The sequence below is a fragment of the Pectobacterium sp. IFB5596 genome, from assembly GCF_021432585.1.
Classification (GTDB): Bacteria; Pseudomonadota; Gammaproteobacteria; order Enterobacterales; family Enterobacteriaceae; genus Pectobacterium; species Pectobacterium punjabense.
Map to the genome: position 1 here is coordinate 178,370 of NZ_LXFY01000023.1, position 22,959 is coordinate 201,328.

18 protein-coding genes are annotated in these 22,959 nt (G+C 54.4%); 9 read left to right on the plus strand and 9 right to left on the minus strand.

Going from position 1 to position 22,959, the window contains the following annotated elements; translation table 11 throughout:
- Positions 1-2 precede the first annotated feature (2 nt).
- Entirely contained in the window at positions 3-932 is a 930-nt protein-coding gene (locus A6301_RS14510) for a sugar ABC transporter substrate-binding protein (RefSeq protein WP_234258243.1), read from the minus strand.
- Between the two features lie 290 nt (positions 933-1,222).
- Here A6301_RS14510 and A6301_RS14515 point away from each other — a divergent pair, with 290 nt between their 5' ends.
- The gene (locus A6301_RS14515) at positions 1,223-1,744 is read left to right on the plus strand and encodes an acireductone dioxygenase (RefSeq protein ID WP_107168470.1); all 522 of its coding nucleotides are present in this window, start codon (positions 1,223-1,225) and stop codon (positions 1,742-1,744) included.
- An 84-nt stretch (positions 1,745-1,828) separates the two neighbouring features.
- On the plus strand, positions 1,829-2,290 hold the full coding sequence (locus A6301_RS14520) for a DUF1456 family protein (protein WP_107168455.1): 462 nt from the start codon (positions 1,829-1,831) through the stop codon (positions 2,288-2,290).
- A gap of 86 nt (positions 2,291-2,376) precedes the next feature.
- On the opposite strand, the gene A6301_RS14525 is transcribed toward A6301_RS14520, so the two are convergent.
- The 8 genes from A6301_RS14525 to A6301_RS14560 all read right to left on the minus strand — a co-directional run bounded on the left by A6301_RS14525 (position 2,377) and on the right by A6301_RS14560 (position 16,064).
- Positions 2,377-3,321 (minus strand): Rpn family recombination-promoting nuclease/putative transposase, encoded by a 945-nt coding sequence (locus A6301_RS14525; protein ID WP_234258109.1) that lies wholly within the window; start codon positions 3,319-3,321, stop codon positions 2,377-2,379.
- A 163-nt stretch (positions 3,322-3,484) separates the two neighbouring features.
- A complete protein-coding gene (gene cobA, locus A6301_RS14530) occupies positions 3,485-4,318 on the minus strand; it encodes a uroporphyrinogen-III C-methyltransferase (RefSeq protein WP_234258110.1) in 834 nt (277 codons plus the stop codon).
- 25 nt (positions 4,319-4,343) lie between these two features.
- The gene (locus tag A6301_RS14535) at positions 4,344-7,052 is read right to left on the minus strand and encodes a nitrate reductase (protein WP_234258111.1); all 2,709 of its coding nucleotides are present in this window, start codon (positions 7,050-7,052) and stop codon (positions 4,344-4,346) included.
- Positions 7,049-11,236, minus strand: coding sequence for a nitrite reductase large subunit NirB (gene nirB, locus A6301_RS14540; protein ID WP_234258244.1), 4,188 nt, complete (start codon positions 11,234-11,236; stop codon positions 7,049-7,051). Before nirB ends, A6301_RS14535 begins: the two co-directional genes overlap by 4 nt.
- Positions 11,237-11,255: 19 nt before the next feature.
- Entirely contained in the window at positions 11,256-12,050 is a 795-nt protein-coding gene (locus tag A6301_RS14545; protein WP_025919247.1) for an ABC transporter ATP-binding protein, read from the minus strand.
- Positions 12,051-12,060: 10 nt separating this feature from the next.
- Positions 12,061-12,975, minus strand: a complete 915-nt coding sequence (gene ntrB, locus A6301_RS14550; protein ID WP_234258245.1) for a nitrate ABC transporter permease — start codon at positions 12,973-12,975, stop codon at positions 12,061-12,063.
- Positions 12,976-12,987: 12 nt separating this feature from the next.
- Positions 12,988-14,247 (minus strand): CmpA/NrtA family ABC transporter substrate-binding protein, encoded by a 1,260-nt coding sequence (locus A6301_RS14555; RefSeq protein ID WP_234258112.1) that lies wholly within the window; start codon positions 14,245-14,247, stop codon positions 12,988-12,990.
- A gap of 527 nt (positions 14,248-14,774) precedes the next feature.
- A complete protein-coding gene (locus A6301_RS14560; RefSeq protein ID WP_234258113.1) occupies positions 14,775-16,064 on the minus strand; it encodes a nitrate regulatory protein in 1,290 nt (429 codons plus the stop codon).
- 299 nt (positions 16,065-16,363) lie between these two features.
- Here A6301_RS14560 and A6301_RS14565 point away from each other — a divergent pair, with 299 nt between their 5' ends.
- The 7 genes from A6301_RS14565 to A6301_RS14595 all read left to right on the plus strand — a co-directional run bounded on the left by A6301_RS14565 (position 16,364) and on the right by A6301_RS14595 (position 22,877).
- On the plus strand, positions 16,364-17,911 hold the full coding sequence (locus tag A6301_RS14565) for a phage tail protein (RefSeq protein ID WP_234258114.1): 1,548 nt from the start codon (positions 16,364-16,366) through the stop codon (positions 17,909-17,911).
- Positions 17,911-18,528 carry a tail fiber assembly protein gene (locus tag A6301_RS14570; protein ID WP_234258115.1) on the plus strand — a complete coding sequence of 206 codons (618 nt, stop codon included), beginning with the start codon at positions 17,911-17,913 and terminating at the stop codon, positions 18,526-18,528. The genes A6301_RS14565 and A6301_RS14570 overlap by 1 nt, the downstream gene beginning before the upstream one ends.
- Before the next feature lie 664 nt (positions 18,529-19,192).
- A complete protein-coding gene (cydA, locus tag A6301_RS14575; protein ID WP_234258116.1) occupies positions 19,193-20,770 on the plus strand; it encodes a cytochrome ubiquinol oxidase subunit I in 1,578 nt (525 codons plus the stop codon).
- A gap of 14 nt (positions 20,771-20,784) precedes the next feature.
- A complete protein-coding gene (gene cydB / locus A6301_RS14580) occupies positions 20,785-21,924 on the plus strand; it encodes a cytochrome d ubiquinol oxidase subunit II (RefSeq protein WP_205542990.1) in 1,140 nt (379 codons plus the stop codon).
- A 19-nt stretch (positions 21,925-21,943) separates the two neighbouring features.
- Positions 21,944-22,051 carry a cytochrome bd-I oxidase subunit CydX gene (cydX, locus tag A6301_RS14585; protein WP_107170516.1) on the plus strand — a complete coding sequence of 36 codons (108 nt, stop codon included), beginning with the start codon at positions 21,944-21,946 and terminating at the stop codon, positions 22,049-22,051.
- Between the two features lie 136 nt (positions 22,052-22,187).
- Entirely contained in the window at positions 22,188-22,553 is a 366-nt protein-coding gene (locus A6301_RS14590) for a YidH family protein (RefSeq protein ID WP_205542992.1), read from the plus strand.
- Between the two features lie 3 nt (positions 22,554-22,556).
- Positions 22,557-22,877 (plus strand): DUF202 domain-containing protein, encoded by a 321-nt coding sequence (locus A6301_RS14595; RefSeq protein ID WP_215483780.1) that lies wholly within the window; start codon positions 22,557-22,559, stop codon positions 22,875-22,877.
- Positions 22,878-22,959 lie beyond the last annotated feature (82 nt).

The window sequence follows — 22,959 nt, forward strand, 5'->3', positions numbered from 1 at the left end:
ACTTATTTCAGTTCGCCATAGCCAAGCTGCTTATACACCGCTTTGGCTTCTGCTTCCCCTCTGATGGGCAGCACCGGTACAAACGTCTGCGGCAGCAGCGTGGTACCCGCAAAATAGCGTGCGACATTTTTTGCCGATGTTGTACCAATCAGGCGCGGCTGCTGCGCGACGTTGGCAACAAACGGGCTGCCTTTCTCCGCCATAATTTCCAGCGTTTCTGGCCCGGCATCAATCGCCGTCACTTTCACATCCTTGTCACGTCCGGTTTCTTCCAGTGCCTGCACCACGCCGATGGCGGGCTGATCCCAGCAGGCAACATGAATGGCATCCAGCGTGCCTTTCGGATGTTGACTCAGCAACTCAAGGGTTTTCTTGCGCGCATCTTCCGGTGAGTTGGAATATTGTTCGGCCAGCTCAGGCTGAATAATTTTAATCCCCGGATAATCTTGCAGGACGTATTTCCACAAATCATAGCGGATGCCGCAAATTCTCAGCGCGTTGGAGAACGCGTTGAAAACGGCAATATTGCCTTTTCCGCCCAGAGAGTCCGCCGTGTAGCGACCAATCGTCGATCCAATCGCGTAGTTATCCGACGTGGTGTTATTGATGGAGTAAGACGATACGTGATCGACGGTGAAAACCGGAATTTTCGCATCACGCAGCGCTTTAAATTTTGGTTCTACTGCGCTGTCGCCGAGAATACTGATCACCGCATCGACCTTACGCGCCAGCAGGATGTCGTGATTATTGGCATGCACCTGATTATCCCGTCCGCCATCCACCCCAACAACCTGCCCTCCGAGTTTCTCAATCTCCTCCGTTGCGCCTTTGTAAGCCTCACGATCCCAAAAATGCTGTGTCCCCACCACGGCAACACCGATGGTTTTTCCCTTCAGCGACAGTGTCTCTTCTGCCGCCTGAGCCGAGGCCATGACCCCCGCTACCAGCACGCATGCGGCAAGACGAGAAAAGCGTGTGTTCATTATTTTCATCCCGATTTTTATAAAATTATTAGCAGTGAAAGAGATTAGCAACGGGAAAAGTTAAATCGAAATAACAAAAATGATAATGGCTAGTGATTAAATAGAAATAGCCTTGTTTAACAGATGTAATTATTTTTACCCATTGAATTTTAAGGAATAAGTTATAAAAAAAGCATCTTGCTTTTTATCCCTATAAAAGGAATGGTTAAGCGTCTTCTATATTTAAGGGAAAAGCAGACATGACAACACTCGCGATTTACCACCGTCCGCACATCACACAGCCCACTCAGCAACTCACCGCGTTTAATGACATTGCCGCACTGCTTGCCAGCGCCGGAATCCAATTAGAACACTGGCAGACAGAAGCGCCTCCGCTCGGTGCCAGCAGCGAAACCATTTTGGCGCAGTATCATGCCGATATTGAGCGGCTTAAGCAGCAAGAAGGCTACACCTCCGCCGACGTGATCAGCCTGACGCCAGACCATACAGAAAGAAAGGCGCTACGAGAAAAATTTCTTCAGGAACATACCCATAGCGAAGATGAAGTGCGCTTTTTTGTCCGTGGCAGCGGTGCGTTCTTCGTGCCGATTGGCGAGCAGGTTTTCCAACTGACCTGTGAAGCAGGCGATCTCTTACGCGTCCCCGCTAACACGCCGCACTGGTTTGACTGTGGTGAATTTCCTGATTTTGTCGCGATCCGTATTTTTACCAATCCAGAAGGCTGGGTTGGGCACTTTACCGGACGGGAGACGTTTCACTAATTCCACGATCGTTTCTGCATTTCTCCGCCGTTCCCTTTATACTGTGCGTTTTGTACCAAGACGAACGGCGAGACCCCTTCCGTAATGATGAACAACGATGTCCTGCGCAGCGTGCGCTATATGCTGAATTTCAATAATGACCACCTGCTGAAAATCCTGGCGCTGGTGGAGATGACCGTCCCTCCCCAGCAGTTGGCGAGCTACGTCAAAAAAGAGGGAGAGGAAGGCTACCAGCCTTGCCCGGACATCGTGATGAGTTATTTCCTGAATGGGTTGATTCTGCAAAAACGCGGTCAAGATGAAAACCAGCCAGCACCACAGTTTGAGCGCAAGATGACGAATAATATTATCCTGAAAAAGCTGCGCGTCGCCTTCTCACTAAAAACGGATGATATTCAGGCGATCCTAATGGCACAAAATTTTCGCATTTCAGTGCCGGAAGTCACCGCGATGATGCGTGCCCCTGACCACAAAAACTACCGCACCTGCGGCGATCAGGTGATCCGCTACTTTCTAAAAGGGCTGACTGCACGGGTCAAAGGCTAAAAACATCCCGTTATAAAAAACGTGAGCGTTGCCTATCTGACCTTTTTTCGTAACAGGCAGCAGCAACGCTCTATTGTCAGCACACATCAATGCTGTGTTTCATTGAGGATCGCCGTAACCAGTTGATCCAACTCTTCTGTCTCAAGCTGAGTGACCTGCTGCACGCTGTGTTTATCCATTCCCATTAGCAATAAATTACGGGCAATCTGTCTGGCACTGCTTTTCATCCCTTGTTCAATGCCCTGCTCCAATCCTTGCTGAATACCGCGTTGAATTCCTTCCTCGAATCCCATTTTTTTCAATTGTTCTGCAATCGTCATAATGTCCTCCTGACCGGTTGATAGCGGTGCAGCCAGTGCGTCAATGAAATCTGCGGGTTTAGATGTGTTGCCCGCTTGTGCAATATAAAATAACAGCGCCCGACGCTGCGTCAGCGGCACCGACCAGTGTTCAAATAGTAACCCAATCTCTCGCGCCAACTCCAGCATATCACGGGTACGAATATGCTTCTGTACCAGTTCCAGTAACGCCATACGCCGGTGCGTGCGAATCTCATCGTCCGGCATAACGGTTAAATCCACCAGTGGGAAAGGTTGTTCATACAGCGCTTGTGCCAGTATGGGATCGGCGAAGCTGTCCAGCCAGCGAAGGCTGTAAGGATAAGGTCGCGATCTGCCATGGTAAAACAGCAGGGGCACCACCAGAGGTAAACGATCGTGTCCTTGATCCAGATGTTGCTGCATGGCGGCCAGGCAATAGCGCAGTAGTCGGAAAGCCATCTGCTTTTCCGGGCGACTTTGGTGCTCAATCACGCAGTAAATGTATCCTTTACCTGCGGTGGTGCGCAGCGAGTACAGCACGTCCGATATCCGCGCACGCAGCTTTTCATCAATAAACGACGCCGACTCCAATTGCAGTGTGTTGAAATCACATCGCTCACGAATGCTATCCGGTAGATGGATAGTCAGAAAATCCCGTGCGACCGCGATGTCGCTCAGAAACAGTTTAAAGATCGCATCATGCGATGGCATTTCATCCCCTTCCTTGTCAGACACTGGCTAAAACTCAGTGGGGAGGATAAGGGGGATGCGGTATCAAAACAGAAAACGGCATAGGAAGTGGAAAGCGCCTCGAAGAAAACACGTTTTTCATGTTAAAAACAAGGCGCTAATCGTCGAAAAGAATCTGTTGCCGTCAGGCAGCTTCATGTTTTTCCATCGTCAGCCGCGCAGGAGCCGCGTCGACGTGCAACGCCGGATGACGGCAGAAGCGAACGACGTCACCGACCACCAGCAGGCTGGGCGACTGTGGTTGATAGCGTGCCAATAATGCCGGTAGGGTTGCCAGCGTCGCGGTCAATAACCGCTGATCGGGCTGAGTACCGCGTTCGATAATCGCAACGGGCGTCTGCGCTGACAGCCCGTGTTCAATCAGGCGCTGACACAGCCGACTGCTGTGGCTCAACCCCATGTAGAACACCAGCGTTTGCTGGCTGTCCGCCAGCGTCGGCCAGTCCAACTGTGGTTCACCATCGCGCGAATGCCCCGTCACAAAACGCACCGACTGCGCACAGGCACGGTGGGTTAGCGGTAATCCTACCGCTGCGGCGCAGCCCGTCGCCGCAGTAATGCCCGGCACCACATGACAGACAATTCCCGCCTGCTGGGCATAGTCCATTTCTTCGCCACCACGCCCAAAAACAAACGGATCGCCGCCCTTGAGACGGATCACCCGCTGTCCTGCCTGCGCTAGCTCGACCAACAACTGATTAATTTTTTCCTGCGACAGTCGATGACAGCCGCGCGTTTTGCCGACGTCGATACACAGCGCCTGTTCTGGCACCAGATCCATAATCTCTGCCGACACCAGCCGATCGTAAACCACAACATCCGCCTGCTGGATTGCTCGCAGCGCCTTCAGCGTCAGCAGTTCCGCATCCCCCGGCCCTGCACCCACCAGCCAGATTTCACCACCGAGTACGGGCTGACGCCGCTGCCCCTGCGCCAATATTGATTGTGTTGTCATCATGTCACACCTCATTACGCCGTGGCGCTCAACCTGCTTTTTTCAGTTCATCGACCGTTATTGGTACATGCTGACTCAATAAGGCCTTCAGTTCGGGGATACAGGAACCACAGTTAGTGCCACATTTCAGCGTGCCGCCTAATGCCGCCACGCTGTGGCACCCTTTACGAATCGCGCCAACAATGATGGCTTCGCCAACGCTATAGCAGCTGCAAATCGTCGCCCCTTGCGTCACCTGCCCCTGCGGTGCCTGGCCCGCCAACAGCGCCTGACGCTCATGCGGCAACAGTGGCGGTGTAGCAAACGCCTGACGCACCGCATCGCTGTCGATGCGTAGCGTTTGTGCACTGACATAACAGGCCAGCACGACGCGCCCCTCACGCCAGCCAATCAGGTGAAACACGCCGTTACCCTGTGCAACCTGACACTGCATATTTTCCAATCCATAATGCTCAGTCAGCCATGCTTGCCAGTCGTCTACCGGCGTGCGGTCGGCAAACAGATACTGCGTCACACCTTCATGGGGCACTTTGCTCCAATAGGTTGCAGGCGGCGGCAGAACATCATGCTCTGCGGGTAATGTTAATGGCGCTAAAACCGGTTCATCGGCAAAAAATAGCGTAGCCTGCCAGGCAGTATGCCAAGGCTGGATACGCACCCGACTGTGCTTGCTTTCCGGCTGACCGGAATACGGATCGGTAATCGGGGCAACTAAACTGTCAGCTCGCGCCTGAGCGCTGAACTGCTGATTCCAATGCATCGGCACAAACACGCTGCCGCGCGCCTGCCCAACATCAAGGCGCGCCCGCGCCAACATCCAGCCATGAACCGATGACAGACGTACCAAATCACCTGCCTGAATATCATGCGTCTGTGCATCCTGTGGGTGCAGTTCGCAATAAGGTTCGCTGATATGACGCATCAGACGGGCGGCTTTACCGGTACGCGTCATCGTGTGCCACTGATCGCGGATACGTCCGGTGTTCAGCACCAGCGGATACGCCGCGCTCCACGGGCTTTGCGGTAGCGACGGCGTTACCGCCACCAGACGCGCTTTGCCGTCGGCATGCCAGAATCGGCCATCGTCACCCAGTCGGGCGCGCCCGTGTGGGTATGTGGCATTCACCGGCCACTGTATCGGCTCCAACTGCTGCCACAGCTCATTGCTGAGCGTCGCCAACCCGCTGATATCAAACGCGCGGCTACCGTTATTCTCAAAACCCGACAGCGCCGCATGTTCACGGAAGATCTCTGCGGGATGCTGATAAGCGAACGCCTCAGCAAATCCCATGCGTTGTGCCACCTGACTCAGCATCCACCAGTCGGCTTTGGCTTCCCCCGGTGCAGGCAGAAAGGCGCGCTGGCGGGAAAGTCGGCGTTCGGAATTGGTCACCGTGCCGTCTTTTTCCCCCCAGCCTAGCGCAGGGAGTAAGATATCGGCGGTTTCTGCGGTATCGGTATGGCGCATCACCTCGGAGACGATCACCAGCGGGCAGCGCTCCAGCGCCTGTTTCACGCGGTCGGCATCCGGCATCGATACCACCGGGTTGGTGCCCATAATCCACACGGCTTTAATATCGCCGCATTCAACGGCGCGGAACAGATCTACCGCATTCAGTCCGGGCTGCGTCGCGACATTATCGCTCTGCCAGAAACGCCCCACGCGCTCGATATCCTGCGGCGTAAAACCCATATGGCTGGCAAGTTGATTAGCCAGTCCGCCCACTTCTCGCCCGCCCATGGCATTTGGCTGTCCGGTTATCGAAAAGGGGCCGCTACCGGGTAAACCAATTTTGCCGCTCAGCAGGTGAGCATTGATAATTGCATTGCATTTATCGCTGCCGGAAGACGACTGATTAATCCCCTGCGAATAGAGCGTCACCACCTTTTCACTTGTGCTGAACAGATGATAGAAACACTCGACATCGGCTTCATCCAACTGACAGAAATCCGCCACCTGCGCCACGGACCAGGTCTGTGCTGACTGTAATGCCTCCTCCACGCCGGAAAAGCGTTCTACCAATGCGTCGCGATCGATACGCGAACCTTGTGCAATCCACTGCAGCAGGCCGTTAAACAGCCCCGCATCGCTGCCGGGCTGGAGCGGTAAATGCAGATCGGCGATATCGCAGGTTGCGGTGCGCCGCGGATCGATCACCACCACCTGCATCTGCGGTCGCTGCTGTTTCGCCTGCACCAGCCGCTGATACACTACCGGATGTGCCCAGGCGGTATTAGAACCGACCAGCACCACGACATCCGCTTGTTCGATATCTTCATAATTACAGGGAACCGCATCCGCTCCTAATCCGCGCTTGTAGCCAATCACCGCCGACGCCATACACAGGCGTGAGTTGGTATCCATATTGGCGACGCCAATAAAGCCCTTCATCAGCTTATTCGCGACGTAATAATCTTCCGTCAACAGTTGGCCTGAACCATAAAACGCTACCGACTGCGGGCCGTGCTGCTGCATCGTCGCCAGCAGCCGTTCGGCTACCGTATCGAGCGCCCGATCCCAGCTAACACGACGGCCTTCCACGAGCGGCCACAATAGCCGGCCTTTCAAATCCAGCGTCTCTCCCAGCGCGGAGCCTTTGACGCACAGCCGCCCCAAATTGGCCGGATGTGCCGGATCGCCGCTGATCTTTACCGCACCTTGCCCGTCGTGTTCTGCCAGCACGCCACAGCCGACGCCACAATACGGGCAGGTTGTCCGACAGACGCGCGCGTTCATGATGCTTTCGCCATATCATGGTCTGCCAGACCAGCGCTTTCCGGCACGGCCAGCGGTTGACGGCATACCCAGATTTCGTCGTCTTCTACGCGCACCGGCCAGGCGCGAACGTACAACGCACTGTCATCCGTGCTGACGCCATCTCGCAGCTTGAAGCGTTTTTTGTACAGCGGAGAAATCACCACCGGCTCACCCGCCACATCACCGATCAACCCACGCGACAGCACATTCGCCCCGCTGCCCGGTTCGTGGTTTTCCAACGCGTACACCTGCTGCTCACTGCCCGGCAGGTGGAATAGCGCAATCTGTTGCTGTCCGAGGCGTGCCGCCATGCCAGCATGACGCGGTATGTCGCCCAGCGTTGCGACCTGTACCCACTCTGCTTCATGCACGGCGGGTTTGAGCGCGACTGGTTCTGGCGATATCGCTTTCTCATGCTCCTGCGCCGGACGGATCTGCCCGCGTTCTGGCACCATCACCACTGCTTCATCCGGGCTATCGCTGTTCAGGAAACCACGGAATAACGCCAGACGTTCCGGGCTTTCCAGCGTGGTTTGCCATTCGCACTGGTAGGCCTCCACCACGCACTGCATCTCTTTATCTAACTCTTCGCCGATATTCAGACTGTCTTCCAGAATCACCTGGCGCAGATAGTCGATGCCACCTTCCAGATTATCCATCCAGGTGCTGGTACGCTGGAGACGATCGCCGGTACGGATATAGAACATCAACACCCGATCGATGGTGCGCAACAAGGTTTCGGTATCGAGATCGCTGGCAAAAAGATCCGCATGGCGCGGCTTCATGCCGCCGTTGCCGCACACGTAGAGATTCCAGCCTTTGTCCGTGGCAATCACGCCGATATCTTTACTTTGTGCCTCCGCACATTCGCGGGTACAGCCAGACACCGCCATTTTGATCTTATGCGGTGAACGCAGTCCCTTGTAGCGGTGCTCCAACTGAATCGCCAGCCCGGTGGAATCCTGCACGCCATAGCGGCACCAGGTCGATCCCACGCAGGATTTCACAGTACGCAGCGATTTACCGTAGGCATGACCCGTTTCAAACCCTGCATCGATCAACTCACGCCAAATCGCCGGAAGCTGCTCCAATCGCGCACCGAATAAGTCCACCCGCTGACCGCCGGTGATCTTGGTATACAGGTTATAGCGCTGTGCCACCTGACCGATGGCGATCAGCCCTGCCGGTGTGATCTCCCCCGCCGGAACGCGCGGCACCACAGAATAGGTGCCATCTTTTTGGATATTGGCAAAGAAACGATCGTTGGTATCCTGCAACGGCAGGTGTTGTGGTTGCAGCAAATAGTCATTCCAGCAGGAGGCCAGCATCGACCCCACCAGCGGCTTACAGACTTCACAGCCTAAACCATGACCGTAACGCTCAAGCAGGCTGTCAAACGAGCGAATCTCATGCACGCGGATCAGGTGATACAGCTCCTGACGCGAATAGGCAAAGTGCTCGCAAATGTCCTTCTTCACTTCGACACCCAGTTGCGTCAGTTCGTACTCCATCACCTGTTTAAGCAGCGGTACGCAGCCGCCGCAGCCTGTCCCCGCTTTGGTGCAGGTTTTGAGCGCACCCAGCTCGCCGCAGCCGCCCGCCACCGCAGCGGAGATATCACCTTTGCTGACGTTGTGGCAGGAACAGATCTGTGCGCTGGCAGGTAAAGCCGCCACGCCCAGCCCTTTCGGCGTATCACCAGAACGCGCGGGTAAAATCAGTCCTTCCGGCTGTGTAGGCAGCGGCATATCGTTAAGCATCATTTGCAACAGCGTACTGTAATCGCTGCTGTCGCCAATCAGCACCGCCCCCAGTAAATGCTTGCCGTCGGCAGATACCACGATTTTCTTGTAGACCTCGTTCGGGCCGTCCGTCCACTGGTAGCTTTGGCTTCCCGCCGTGCGCCCGTGCGCATCGCCAATCGACGCGACTTCCACGCCCAGCAGCTTCAATTTGGTACTCATGTCAGCGCCGGTAAATGGCGTATCGCGCTGCGCCAAGGTGTCCGCCACGCTGCGCGCCATCTGATAGCCCGGTGCCACCAGACCGAAAATCTGGCCTTTCCACAGCGCACATTCGCCGATGGCGAAAATCGCGTCGTCTGAGGTCTGGCAATGGTCATCAATCACAATGCCACCGCGCGGCCCTTTCTCTAAATCACAGCTATCCGCCAATTTGTCACGCGGACGAATGCCGGCGGAAAACAGTACCAGATCGGTTTCCAACACGCTGCCGTCAGCAAAGCAGAGGCGATGCAATGCCTGTTCGCCGTCGGTGATTTCACGTGTTTCTTTGCTGACATGAATCTGTACACCTAGCGCCTCGATCTTGCGACGCAGCATCGCTGCACCGCCGTCATCCAACTGTACCGCCATCAGGCGCGGTGCAAACTCCACCACATGGGTGTCCAGCCCCAGCTGACGCAGGGCGTTGGCCGCTTCCAGCCCCAGCAAACCGCCACCAATCACCACACCGGATTTAGCCTTTTTCGCCTGTGCGGCAATCGCATCCAGATCGTCCAACGTGCGATAAACCAGACAGCCGGGGCGCGTATTGCCGGGAATCGGTGGAACAAACGCGTAGGACCCTGTCGCCAACACCAGTTTGTCGTAGGCGATTTCTCTGCCCTGTGCATCACATACGCACTGACGTTCCCGATCGATCGCGACGATCTCGCTGGCGCTGCGCAGCTCAATACCGCTCTCGACAAAAAAGCCCTCTTTTACCAGCGACAGTGAGGCGGCGCTGCGCCCGGAAAAATACTCAGAGAGATGAACGCGATCGTAGGCTTCATGGCGCTCTTCGCCAAATACCACGATGTGGTAATGCTGATGCAGATCACGTTCAACCAGTTGTTCAAGAAAATAGTGGCCGACCATACCGTGGCCAACGACCACTAAAATAGGTTTGCTCATGACAGGAATCCTTACAGCTTCAGGCTGTGAGTCAGAATCAGGGGAAGAAAGGCCAAAAAGCAGCGCGGCAGGCGGTATCATCTCGCCTTCAGTGGTGCTCTCCATCGCGGCCAGCAAACGCGGGCTGTCGTCGGTGTCGCCATATAGCAAGACACCGCTCAGCCGACCGTCGCGCAGGAGCAGACGGCGATAGTGCTGCGTCTGCGGATCAAACGTGGTGTACACCTCATCATTCGGCGCCACGTTAATATCGCCGCCGCTGACCACACCAATTCCTGTGACTTTCAGCCGCGTCGTCGCCTGTTCACGCTGATAGTCTTGCGGGGCATGTCCAGCAAGGCGCTGTGCCACCAGCGTGGCATGAGCGAAACACGGGGCAACCAGCCCGACGATTTCGCCATTGAGTTCGCAGCATTCTCCAATCGCGCTGATATACGGGTCGGCGGTTTGCAACTGTCCGTCTACCAAGACGCCACGATTACAGGGCAAGCCACACTCGCGCGCCAGTTGGCTGGCAGGGATCACGCCAGCGGTCACGACGACCAGACCGGCGGGGATCGTGCGGCCATCCGCCAATGCGACAGCCGTCACGCCGTGTTCATCACCGTGCAGCGCCGCAACCTGTACATCCGTCATACAGGTAATGCCGCGCGCGCGCAGACTGTCGCACAACAGGTCGCTCGCCGTGGCGTCCAGTTGACGCTCCATTAAAATGGGAACGCGATGCAGCAGCGTGACGTCAGCCCCACGCAGTTGCAGCGCCGCGGCGGCTTCAATGCCGAGCAAACCGCCGCCGATCACCACCGCAGGAACGGACTGAGCAATCGTCGCTAACATCAGTTCAACATCATCCAGCGTGCGGAAACCGCATACGCCAGCCAAATCGATACCGGGCATCGGCGGCATAAACGGCGTAGAGCCTGTCGCCAGCACCAGATGATCGTAATGCATCTGCCGTTGCGTCGTTGTCACCTCACGCGCTTGGCGATCGATATGGGTGACCCGTTCACCCAACAGATAACTCACCGGCAGCGCCGCATCATCGTCGATAGCCGCAGGCGTCAGCAGCGTATCCGTAAACGCTTTTTCGCCGCTCAACACGGGCGACAACAGGATGCGGTTATAGCTGGCGCGCGGCTCATCACCAATCACGGTGATTCGATAGCGCGTCGCGGCCAGTTGCCGCAGTACATCGACGAATCGAGCGCTCGCCATCCCGTTACCAATCACTATCAGATGCGGTTTCATCATCGTTCTGGCCTCGCTCTCAGGCTGCTTTAGGCTGTTTTTCATATAAGAAATGCAGCACCTGCTGACGGTAATGGTGATAGCGCGGATCGTCAGCCAGCGCGACGCGTGAACGCGGACGCTCCAGCTCAACCGTCATGATCTCACCCACCGTCGCCGCCGGACCGTTGGTCATCATTAGCACACGATCCGACAACAGCACCGCTTCATCTACATCGTGCGTAATCAGCACAATCGTGGTCTGCAAGCGTTGCTGAATCTCCATCACCGCGTCCTGAAGATGCGCACGGGTCAGCGCATCCAGTGCACCGAACGGTTCATCCATCAGCAACACTTTCGGCTTCATTGCCAATGCACGGGCGATGCCTACACGCTGTTTCATCCCGCCGGAAATCTCATTAGGCCGTTTGTTCAGCGCATGCCCCATGTGTACCAGTTCCAGATTGTGGGTAATCCATTCGTGCATCTCGTGCTTGTTCATCTGCCCACGAAACACCTGCCGTACCGCCAGCGCGACGTTTTCGTAGGTAGTCAGCCACGGCAGCAGTGAGTGGTTCTGAAAAACCACACCACGCTCTGGCCCCGGTCCGTCAATTTCACGGTTGTCACACAGCAGGCCGCCGCTGCTCGGCAGCGTCAGACCGGCAATCAGGTTCAATAACGTGGATTTCCCGCAGCCGGAGTGGCCGATCAGGCTGATCGTTTCTCCGGTGTGAATATCAAAACTCACTTGATCCAGCGCCAGAAATTCACCGCTGGCGGTATTGAAACGCTGGCTCACCTTTTGCACTTGAATAATCGGTGTTGTACGCATCGTCTGCTCCTTAGCGGTTGTCATAGCTGAAACGGTTAGCAATCCACACCAGCCCCTGCTCAAGCAGCAGACCGATAACGCCAATCACCACGATGGCGATGATGATGTTTTCTACATTCAGGTTGTTCCATTCGTTCCAAATCCAGAAGCCGATACCCACGCCGCCGGTCAGCATTTCTGCCGCCACAATCACCAGCCAGGCGACGCCAATCGACAGGCGCACGCCGGTCAATACGTTAGGCAGCACCGCCGGCAGCAGAATTTTGCGCATGATGGTGAATTCGGAGAGCTTCAGGACGCGTGCTACGTTCAGGTAGTCCTGCGGGATACGGCGCACGCCTTCGGCGGTATTGAGGATCATCGGCCAGATGGAGCAGATAAAAATGGTCCAACTGGATGCCGGTTCAGCACGCTGGAACAGCAGCAGGCCAATCGGCAGCCACGCTAGCGGACTGACTGGGCGCAGCAGCGAAATGATCGGGTTGAGCATGTTAGCCAGAAAGGTAAAACGGCCAATCAGGAAGCCCGCGGGAATACCCACCAGCGCCGCCAGCCCGAAGCCGATACCCACACGTTGCAGCGAGGCCAATACGTTCCAGCCAATGCCTTGATCGTTCGGCCCTGCGATATAAAACGGATCGGCAAAGAGGCTGAGCGCCGCAAGCCAGGTCGTCCACGGTGTTGGAAAGTTTTCGCTGTTGAGCGCGGCAATCTGCCAGACGGCAACCAGCAGCCCTAGCCCCAATACGGCAGGGAAAAGCTGCTGAAATAGCTTACGCAGCAGCGGTCGGTAGGCAAAAGCGGGAACCGTCGGCGATTTCTCAGGCATCGCCGGTTTGGTTGGCAGAGGCGTAACCTCGGCGCTGTGTACGGTTTCGGGGGCGTTATCCGCGGTAATTGGAATGACCTGGGCCTGGTTTTTCATCATTAACCTCACTTATTTCTTCACGCTAAAACTGTTGGCATAGCCTGCCGGATCGCTACCGTCCCAGCGGCGACCGTCGATAAGCACGCTGCTGCGCATATCGCTACCGGGCAACGACACATTCCCTACGGCGTCAGCCGCCTGTTTGTAGATATCAATGCGGTTAACCTGCTTCGCGACGGCCAAATAGTCCGGCTCTTCGGTGAGCAAGCCCCAGCGTTTATGCTGGGTGAGGAACCACATCCCATCGGACAGATACGGATAGTTCACCGAACCGTCGTGGTAGAAACGCATCGCGTGTTCGTCCTTCCAGCTTTTCCCTAATCCGTTTTCGTACTGGCCCAGCATGCGTCCAACGATGGTTTCTTCTTTGGCATTGATGTAGGCGCGTCCGGCGATCACACCTGCCGTCTCACGGCGGTTGTCGTCTGAAGCATCAATCCAGCGCGAGGCATCGAGGATCGCAGCAGTCAATGCGCGGGCGCTATGCGGGTTGGCGTTCACCCAGTCGGCGCGAGTACCCAGCACTTTTTCCGGGTGATCCGGCCAAATGTCTTGTGAGGTGGCAGCGGTAAAGCCGATTTTTTCGCTGATGGCGCGCTGGTTCCACGGTTCACCGACGCAATAGCCAACCATGTTGCCAATCTTCATGTTCATCACCATCTGCGGCGGCGGCACCACGACGGTGCGCACATCGTTCAGTGGATGAATTCCAGCAGAAGCCAGCCAGTAATAGAGCCACATGGCGTGGGTGCCGGTCGGGAAAGTTTGCGCGAAGGTGTAGGTACCCGCCGGGCTGGCAGCAACATATTTTTGCAGGCCGGCGAGATCGGTAACGTTGGCTTCACGCAGTTGGTTCGCCAGCGTGATCCCTTGCCCGTTCTGGTTGAGCGTCATCAGTGCCGCCATGTTGCTCTGCGACCCAGATAACCCCATTTGCAGGCCGTACAGTTGCCCATACAAAATGTGCGCGGCATCCAGCTCGCCCGATACCAGCTTGTCGCGCACCGCCGCCCAACTGGCTTCTTTGCTGGGAACGATGGTGATGCCGTACTTCTTATCAAAGCCTTTCATTGCTGCCATCACAACCGAGGCACAGTCCGTTAACGGGATGAACCCAACCCGAATTTCCTTTTTTTCTGGCGCATCGGAACCCGCAGCCCAGGCGCTATTCATCAACCCCGGCAACATCAGGCTGCCTCCCAGTGCGGCGCTCCCCAACAAAAATTGGCGGCGAGAGACGGTCATGCTTTTGGTTTTGGAATCACTCATCAACGACACCCTTACACAAAACACCCTTTCAGGTGGTAAAAACAAAAACGGCGTCCACAAGCCCATGCAGAATCTGCACGCTTATGGACGCCGTTGTCCGATTAACACCTTCCGCACCGCCGTTGGCCCGAAACGCATTATGAATGTTTGGTTATTGCTAATGAGTTAAAGCAAGGTTTGTGCCAGTTATCACACTTTTGCGTATTCACGCGAGGGATTATTTAATCGAGAGGTGAATTGAAATTTCGATAACAACATGTAATTTAAGGTTATTATTTCGTGCGCTAGAATATCGCCATTTCTATGCTACGTCGTAGCACGCGCCCGACACGCGGCTTCCCTGCCGCTCATCCTAAGACTGTTTTTCCTTCAGCGTTATTTACGCTCATCACAACACAACGACAGCGAGAACCAGCTATGTACGAAACCACTTCACACCGTCAGTTACTCAGCTATTTTCCCACTCACAAGACGGCGTCTTGCACCGCCAGCAAGCAGAACACGCACAGTTCATGTGCATATACCTCTTAAGGGGTATCATTGAATACATCGGCCACCGCGAGCATCGCCGTTGCAATATCGATCAGCTTTTTATTCTGGCTCATCGCCATGCGGCGCAGAGTTTTGTAGGCCTCTTCTTCACTTAACCCACGGTGCTGCATCAGCAACCCCTTCGCACGATCGATCTGTTTTCTTTCATTCAACGTTGCTCGCAGCGCAGCCAATTCATGATCCTGCGCCTGCAAGCGCCGCGACTGTTGCTGCACCAGCGACAGCAGCGATCGCCCCAGCTGTGGGCTGACGCCGTCGCTATGTAACCAACCGGGTTGCACGTTTTGTCCTTCCACGTCGTGACCGGCGATAAATATCGAATAACCGGGATCGTCACTTTCCTGCTGCACCATTAGCTCTTCAAAATCTGCCCGTTGATCGCTGCACGCCTTCTCCGCTGCCGCAATACGCGTTCGACAGCGCTGCATCAGCGTCAGCTCCAGTTCATCTTCCATTTTTTTCATTTCATCAATGCGCCGCGTGGCAATCGAAAACCAGTGCAGGCTATCGGCTTCCGACAGTTTTTCTACCGGGCTGCGAGTGCACACGATGCGACGCAGACGTTCAAACTCGCTGTCCACCGCGATAGTGCACCAACGCTGCTGGCTTTCTTCGTCGCTAAAATTCAGGAAGGTATCGAAACAGCGTTCCTGCCGTTCAATTAAATCCAGCAGCTTTTGCCGGGTGTCCTCATCGACACTCCCCACAGCATAAGCCGCCGCACCGACAGCACGCTCCTGCCCCGCCAGCTCTTTCCCTTGCATAAAACTGAACATGGCAATCAGCGCACGGGAAATCCCCGGATCGGCCGCCGTGTCCGACACCTCAAAAACCAGCGCCAATAGGTTACGAATAATGTCGTTGAAAAATGTCATCGCCTGCGGCTGGGGCAGCAAACGCTGGCGAGTCTGCTGACGCAGCGCGGGCAGCAGACTCAACGCATAGACCACGCTGGCAACACGGCTGAATAGGCGACTCGCCTGCGGCAATTCCGCCGTCATTTTCTCCAACCCGGCCAGATGCGTCATCAGATTCGTCTGCGCCACCTGTACATCTCTTTCACGTAATACCAGTTCGTCGGCGAACAATCGGCCATCGGAGCAAAGAAACAGGTTGGCGGTTCCTCGTTCACGCTGCAATAGATGCACAAGTTGGCTGATTTTTCCCACCAGCTCACCGCTTTGCAGCAGGTAACGCAGGCTGTTCAGCTCACACTGGCGCGAGGCGAGTAAAAATCGAATTGTTGTTGAAGGCTCCGCTACCATTGCTGTCTCTCCTAAAAAACCATCTTTAGGAATATGCAATTAGTGCGCCAGTTACATCAGCCTACAGCGGGCAAGCAGCAAGGGCATGTTGTTCGCACGGTGACAGCCGCGCTCGTACACTTTTCACCTTAATTTTTAAACTCCGTTGCTAAACCTTCCCCATCTCAACAGTTACGCTCTTCATCGTTACTAAAACAGTTTTATAGCCATAGCACGATACTGACACTTGCACGGAAGCAGAAAGAACCGCGGTAAAAATCGCATCGTAGCTATGCCACAGCCCATAGGAGCGCATGAACATGGCGAGTTTATCTGAACAAGAAAGTTGGATTGATGGGATTTACCAGCTTGAAACATCAGACCCGGTTGTCGCGGGTCCAGGGGGAATTTCCAATCGTCAGGCTGAGCAATTAGCCAACCGCACGGCTTACCTGAAAAAAATGCAGGAAACCACTGGCGAGAATTTGCAAAAGCATCTCGCAGCCAGCGATCCGCATTCGCAATATGCGCCCAAAAATAGTCCGGTACTAACGGGAACGCCCACCGCGCCAACGACAGCGCAAACAGCAAATAACACACAGATTGCTACCACGGCATTTGTGAAATCGGCCATTGCCGCACTGATCAATGGTTCGCCAGCAGCAATGGATACGCTGCAAGAGTTAGCGAATGCGTTAGGTAATGATCCAAATTTTTCAACCACCATGTTGAATAAGCTGGCACAAAAGCTGGAGAAAGAACAAAACGGTGCAGACATCCCCGACAAGGCCAAATTTCTGGCTAACATCGGGTTAAAATCTGCTGCCACACGTACTGTAGGTACAGGTGCCAGCGATATTCCCGATATTGCTATTGGAGATGGCCGCTATTTAGAAAAAACGACCACGGCGGTAGCAGCAACGAAACTGGCCGCAGCGAGAAAGATTGCAGGCGTATTGTTTGATGGTACTGCGGATATTGCCCTGATGCCTGAAAATATCGGGGCCTTACCGGCGACAGGGACAGCGATAGCAGCCACAAAATTAGCTGTGGCAAGAACGATCAACGGTATGGCGTTTGATGGCACAGCGAATATTTCACTGACTCCGGCGAGTGTGGGAGCATTGCCAACGGCAGGAACAGCAGCGGCGGCGACTAAGCTAGCAGTGGCACGAACGATCAACGGCGTGGCGTTTGATGGCACAGCGAATATTTCACTGACTCCGGCGAGTGTGGGAGCATTGCCAACGGCAGGAACAGCAGCGGCGGCGACTAAGTTAGCAGTGGCACGGACGATTAACGGCATCACGTTTGATGGCACAGCGAATATCTCACTTACCCCAGCAAATGTTGGGGCATTGCCCGCCGCAGGTACAGCGGTGGCTGCCACCAGATTAGCGACAGCCCGAAAGATTAATGGCGTTGCGTTTGATGGTACGGCGGATATTAATCTATCCAGTGAGTTTCCAGTCGGTGTCCCTATTCCATACCCATCAGCAACCCCGCCTACGGGCTGGATAAAGTGCAACGGGCAGTCATTTAATAAATCACTGTATCCGATTTTGGCGTCTCTCTACCCATCCGGTGTATTACCAGACCTACGCGGCGAGTTCGTGCGTGGTTGGGATGACGGGCGCGGCGCTGATACAGGGCGCGCACTGCTGAGCTGGCAAAATTTTGATATTCAATCTCACAAGCATTCAGGCGGTATATCGCGTCGATATGAATGGGGGGGGTATATCGACGGATGGGGCGATCAAGGAGCAGGAGGCGTCGATAACTACGACCCATCGGATACAGGATCAGTTGGCGGAAGTGAAACTCGTCCACGCAATATCGCCTTTAACTACATCGTGAGAGCAGCATAATGAGCAACTATTCAACACAAATTAAAAACGCAGAACTGAACGAACGCGGATTAGCCATCAATACGGGCTGGATTACCGTTTATCACGTGAACCCGACGACGCGGGAATACCAGAGCGCCAGCTATGAATATGTAATGCAAGGTGTTGGTCTTCCTGCCGACAGCTACGCCGACGAACCGCAATTGCCGCCTGTTGGCCAAGCCCTGCGCCGTTCCGCTGATGGCACATCGTGGGAGCCGGTACCGGACTATCGCGGTCAGACGGTTTACAGCACAGAAACCCGCCAGCCGCAGACGGTGATGCAATTCGGTGAATTGCCTGAAAATACGACATTTCTGGCTCCTGCAACCGAGTTTGATCGGTGGGATGGGACGACCTGGGTGACAAACCTCGAAGCACGACAGCTTGCTGCGACCAAAAACCTTCAGCAGGAACTGGCGGCACGGCGCGCGACAGCAAATACCCGGATTACCGAGCTGGGCTACGCCGTGGACTTAGCTATCGCCACGGATGAGGAGCAAGAACGGCTAACCCAATGGAAAATTTATCTGGTCACGTTGAGCCGCATTGACCTCACCACCGCACCCGTTGTGTGGCCAGAAGCGCCTTCCGTCTAATCGGTAACACCAGCAATTCATTATATATACCCTAAATAATTCGAGTTTCAGGAAGGCGGCAAGAGAAGGAATCCCGATGAGCTTACTCAGGTAAGTGATTCGGGTGACTGAACGCAGCCAACGCACATGCAACTTGAAGTATGACGGGCATAATCATGGTGTGCCATATTTAGCGTTCGGCACACCCATAATTTCAGTTCCTTTAGGCGGAGTATTCTGATAATTCCCCATTATTATTCATCATGAAATGTAAAATTTAATAAAAAATGAAACTGTTATATTTATCAATTTCACATCTGTACTAATTAAACTCACAATCAAATTTAATACTTAATTGGTAGCAAAATAAAAAACCAAAAAAATCAATGCAATCAATATCAAAAAACCAAATATATTTAAAAATTAGAATATAAAACCAAAATAGCAACATTAAAGATAAAAAATACGAATCGACAAACTGTACTATTTATTCGTTATTTTTTGCACGCTATAATCCCCGCACGTTTCACTCACTATTTATTCTTATCTCAATTCAATCAGTGAAGTTAATTTCTGGCGGATGCAAATGCCGTCGGCGGTAATTTATTCGCATTTTATTCATCACTATTTATTCCGGCAAGCATCGGAATAGCTGCATTTTCCTGCCTTAAGCTAGGAGCGTAACATGTTTGATGTCGTCGAGCTGTCGCGGCTGCAATTTGCCCTGACTGCCATGTATCACTTTCTTTTCGTCCCACTGACGCTGGGGTTGTCTTTCCTGCTGGCCATTATGAACACGGCTTACGTGTTAACCGGCAAGCAGATCTACAAGGATATGACGAAATTCTGGGGCAAGCTGTTCGCCATCAACTTCGCACTGGGCGTAGCAACCGGTCTGACGCTGGAATTCCAGTTCGGTACTAACTGGTCTTACTATTCTCACTATGTGGGCGATATTTTTGGCGCGCCGCTGGCAATGGAAGGGCTGATGGCGTTCTTCCTGGAATCCACGCTGGTTGGTCTGTTCTTTTTCGGCTGGGATCGCCTGACCAAAGTCCAGCATATGCTGGTGACCTGGTTCGTTGCGCTGGGCTCCAACTTCTCCGCCTTATGGATTTTGGTCGCCAACGGCTGGATGCAAAACCCGATTGCCGCCGAATTCAATTACGAAACCATGCGTATGGAAATGCTGAGCTTCGCTGAACTGGTGTTGAACCCCGTCGCACAGGTGAAATTCGTACATACCGTAGCGGCAGGCTACACCGCCGGTGCGATGTTCGTGCTGGGCATCAGTTCTTACTATCTGCTGAAAGGCCGCGATATCGCGTTTGCCAAGCGTTCGTTCGCCATTGCCGCCAGTTTCGGTTTGGCCTCGGTGCTGTCCGTCATCGTACTGGGCGATGAATCCGGCTATGTGATGGGCGATGTGCAAAAAACCAAGCTGGCAGCGATCGAAGCCGAGTGGGAAACGCAGCCCGCACCAGCCTCTTTCACGCTGTTCTCTATTCCTAATCAGGAGACGATGCAGAACGATTACGCTATCCACGTTCCTTACTTGCTGGGGTTGATTGCCACCCGTTCACTCGACAAACCCGTAGTCGGTATTAAAGACCTAATGGCACAACATGAGATACGCATTCGCAACGGTATGACGGCCTATGGTCTGTTGGAAGAACTACGCTCAGGCAACACCGACCTCACCGTTCGCGCACAATTTGAGGCTGCCAAGCACGATCTCGGCTATGGCTTATTGCTTAAGCGCTATACCGATGACGTCGCCAACGCCAGTGAAAATCAGATTCAACAGGCCACAAAGGATTCAATTCCTCGCGTCGCCCCGCTGTATATCGCGTTTCGGCTGATGGTGGGTTGCGGCGTGCTGATGCTCGCTATTTTTGCCCTGTCGTTCTGGAGCGTGATACGTGGCCGCATGGGACAACGTAAATGGCTGCATCGCGTGGCGCTGTACGGCATTCCCTTGCCCTGGATCGCCATTGAATCCGGCTGGTTTATCGCTGAATACGGTCGTCAACCTTGGGCAGTCGCCGAAGTTCTGCCTACCGCTATCGCCAATTCGTCTCTGGAAGCACACGATATTCTGCTGTCGATGGGGCTGATTTGCGGACTGTATACGCTGTTTCTGGTTGCGGAACTGTATCTGATGTTCAAGTTTTCCCGACTGGGGCCAAGCAGCCTGAAAACCGGCCGCTACCACTTTGAACAACTGACAACACCGCCACTCGCGACACCTGCAAAACCGTAACGGGAGACATAATAATGCTGGATTATGAAACATTACGCCTGATTTGGTGGGGATTGATTGGCCTGTTGTTTATCGGCTTCGCCATCACCGACGGCTTTGACATGGGCGTGGGCATTCTGCTGCGCCTGCTGGGCAAGAACGATACCGAACGGCGGGTGATGATTAATGTGATCGCCCCACATTGGGACGGCAATCAGGTCTGGCTGATCACCGCGGCAGGCGCGTTGTTCGCCGCCTGGCCGATGGTTTATGCCGCCGCTTTTTCCGGTTTCTACTTCGCCATGATTCTGGTGCTCGCCGCTCTGTTTTTCCGCCCGGTGGGCTTTGATTATCGCTCCAAGTTGGAAAACCAGCGCTGGCGCAATATGTGGGACTGGGGCATTTTCATCGGCAGTTTCGTTCCCACGTTGGTGTTCGGCATCGCATTAGGCAACCTATTGCAGGGCGTGCCGCTGAGCGTCGATATGTATTTGCGCCTCACCTACCACGGCGGGTTCTTTGGTCTGTTGAATCCATTCGGGCTGCTGGCAGGCGTCGTGAGTGTCACTATGATCGTCGCACACGGTGCAATTTACCTGCAAATGCGCACCACAGAGGCGCTTCAGCGTCGCGCGCAAAAAACCGTTCTGATCGCCAGCGCGCTGATGAGCCTCACCTTCTTACTGGCTGGCTTTTGGGTACTGTTCGGCATCGACGGCTACCTGATTACCTCCACGCTGGATAAAGCGGCCCCATCTAACCCGCTGAATAAAGAAGTTGTCCAGCAGGCTGGGGCGTGGTTAACCAACTTTACGGCGCACCCTGCGCTGTGGGCGATTCCTGCACTGGGTGTGGTTCTGCCGTGGTTCACCTGTCTCTTCTCTCGCGTAGACCGCTGCGGCTGGGGGTTTCTGACCTCGTCATTGACGATTGTCTGCGTGATTCTGACGGCAGGGGTTACGCTATTCCCGTTCGTGATGCCTTCCAGTGTCGATCCCAATGTCAGCCTAACCATCTGGGATGCCACATCCAGCCAGCTTACGCTTCAGGTGATGACCATTCTGGCCTGTATTTTTGTTCCCACCATCCTGCTTTATACCAGTTGGTGTTATTACAAAATGTTTGGCCGAATCGATGCCCGCTACATCGAAGCCAATAAGCATTCCGTTTACTAACGACTTGAGGAGAAAGAGCATGTGGTATTTCGCCTGGATACTCGGCACGTTGCTGGCCTGCGCGTTCGCGCTGGTCACCGCACTGGCAGTAGAGAACCATGAAGCGGGCAAAGACGCTTCCAGATAAAAAGACGCACTGCCATCACGGGTTTCATCATGCCGTGCTGATGACAATCAGGGCAGACGAAATCCGCCAAGGGCGCTAAAATGCAAACACAGCGCCCCAAGCGGATGCCCTTTTCAACCTGAAATCAGACGACAACATGACAACGCCCAGACAGGACAAAACACCGTGGTGGAGCCAGGGGAAAACCCCGGACTACCGTTTTTCATTAGCGAATGAGCGTACCTTTCTGGCGTGGATTCGCACCGCGTTGGCGTTTCTTGCCGGCGCGGTGGGTATCGATCAATTTACCGTACATATCGATCCTCTGTTGCGTCAGGGGCTGTCGCTGTTGCTCGTCGTCAGTGCGGCGCTACTGGGAGGCTTGGCCTATCGTCGGTGGGTCAGTAATGAGAAAGCGATGCGTCAGGAAAGCGATATGCCGTATACGCCAATGCTGCTGATCGTGACGCTGTTTATCACCCTCATTGCCATCGCGCTTGCGGCGATGATTCTGTTCGGGTAGCGCATGGACACGACACGCGATCCGGGATTACAGCCACAGCGAACCGGTATGGCCTGGTCACGTACGCTGTTTGTGATGCTGATCAACAGCCTGCTGTGTTTTCGTCTGAGCATGGTGGATGACAGCCGAGTAGTGTTTGCCTGCGCCATGCTGTTGTTATGCATTTCCGCGCTGATGTCGGTGCTAGCGATTGCGCGTTATCGTTTTAATGCCCGTTGCCAGTTGGTGCTATCGCGCATTAGTCACGGGCTGATCGTGCTCACGTCATCATCAATTGTTATCACCGCGCTGGTCTTGCTACTCCATTTCAGCGGCGTGGGGTAAGCCCCCATTTTCTGTACTTTTTTCGGAAAAGAAAGGTTTTCGGAAAAGAAAGGCGGTGAAGCCCAAACGTGCTTCACCGATG

Excerpts from the sequence above, each read along its gene's own strand:
- A6301_RS14510 (WP_234258243.1), bottom strand. The coding sequence starts at position 932 with ATGGCCTCGGCTCAGGCGGCAGAAGAGACACTGTCGCTGAAGGGAAAA.
- A6301_RS14515 (WP_107168470.1), top strand. The coding sequence starts at position 1,223 with ATGACAACACTCGCGATTTACCACCGTCCGCACATCACACAGCCCACT.
- A6301_RS14520 (WP_107168455.1), top strand. The coding sequence starts at position 1,829 with ATGATGAACAACGATGTCCTGCGCAGCGTGCGCTATATGCTGAATTTC.
- A6301_RS14525 (WP_234258109.1), bottom strand. The coding sequence starts at position 3,321 with ATGCCATCGCATGATGCGATCTTTAAACTGTTTCTGAGCGACATCGCG.
- cobA (WP_234258110.1), bottom strand. The coding sequence starts at position 4,318 with ATGATGACAACACAATCAATATTGGCGCAGGGGCAGCGGCGTCAGCCC.
- A6301_RS14535 (WP_234258111.1), bottom strand. The coding sequence starts at position 7,052 with ATGAACGCGCGCGTCTGTCGGACAACCTGCCCGTATTGTGGCGTCGGC.
- nirB (WP_234258244.1), bottom strand. The coding sequence starts at position 11,236 with ATGAAACCGCATCTGATAGTGATTGGTAACGGGATGGCGAGCGCTCGA.
- A6301_RS14545 (WP_025919247.1), bottom strand. The coding sequence starts at position 12,050 with ATGCGTACAACACCGATTATTCAAGTGCAAAAGGTGAGCCAGCGTTTC.
- ntrB (WP_234258245.1), bottom strand. The coding sequence starts at position 12,975 with ATGAAAAACCAGGCCCAGGTCATTCCAATTACCGCGGATAACGCCCCC.
- A6301_RS14555 (WP_234258112.1), bottom strand. The coding sequence starts at position 14,247 with ATGAGTGATTCCAAAACCAAAAGCATGACCGTCTCTCGCCGCCAATTT.
- A6301_RS14560 (WP_234258113.1), bottom strand. The coding sequence starts at position 16,064 with ATGGTAGCGGAGCCTTCAACAACAATTCGATTTTTACTCGCCTCGCGC.
- A6301_RS14565 (WP_234258114.1), top strand. The coding sequence starts at position 16,364 with ATGGCGAGTTTATCTGAACAAGAAAGTTGGATTGATGGGATTTACCAG.
- A6301_RS14570 (WP_234258115.1), top strand. The coding sequence starts at position 17,911 with ATGAGCAACTATTCAACACAAATTAAAAACGCAGAACTGAACGAACGC.
- cydA (WP_234258116.1), top strand. The coding sequence starts at position 19,193 with ATGTTTGATGTCGTCGAGCTGTCGCGGCTGCAATTTGCCCTGACTGCC.
- cydB (WP_205542990.1), top strand. The coding sequence starts at position 20,785 with ATGCTGGATTATGAAACATTACGCCTGATTTGGTGGGGATTGATTGGC.
- cydX (WP_107170516.1), top strand. The coding sequence starts at position 21,944 with ATGTGGTATTTCGCCTGGATACTCGGCACGTTGCTGGCCTGCGCGTTC.
- A6301_RS14590 (WP_205542992.1), top strand. The coding sequence starts at position 22,188 with ATGACAACGCCCAGACAGGACAAAACACCGTGGTGGAGCCAGGGGAAA.
- A6301_RS14595 (WP_215483780.1), top strand. The coding sequence starts at position 22,557 with ATGGACACGACACGCGATCCGGGATTACAGCCACAGCGAACCGGTATG.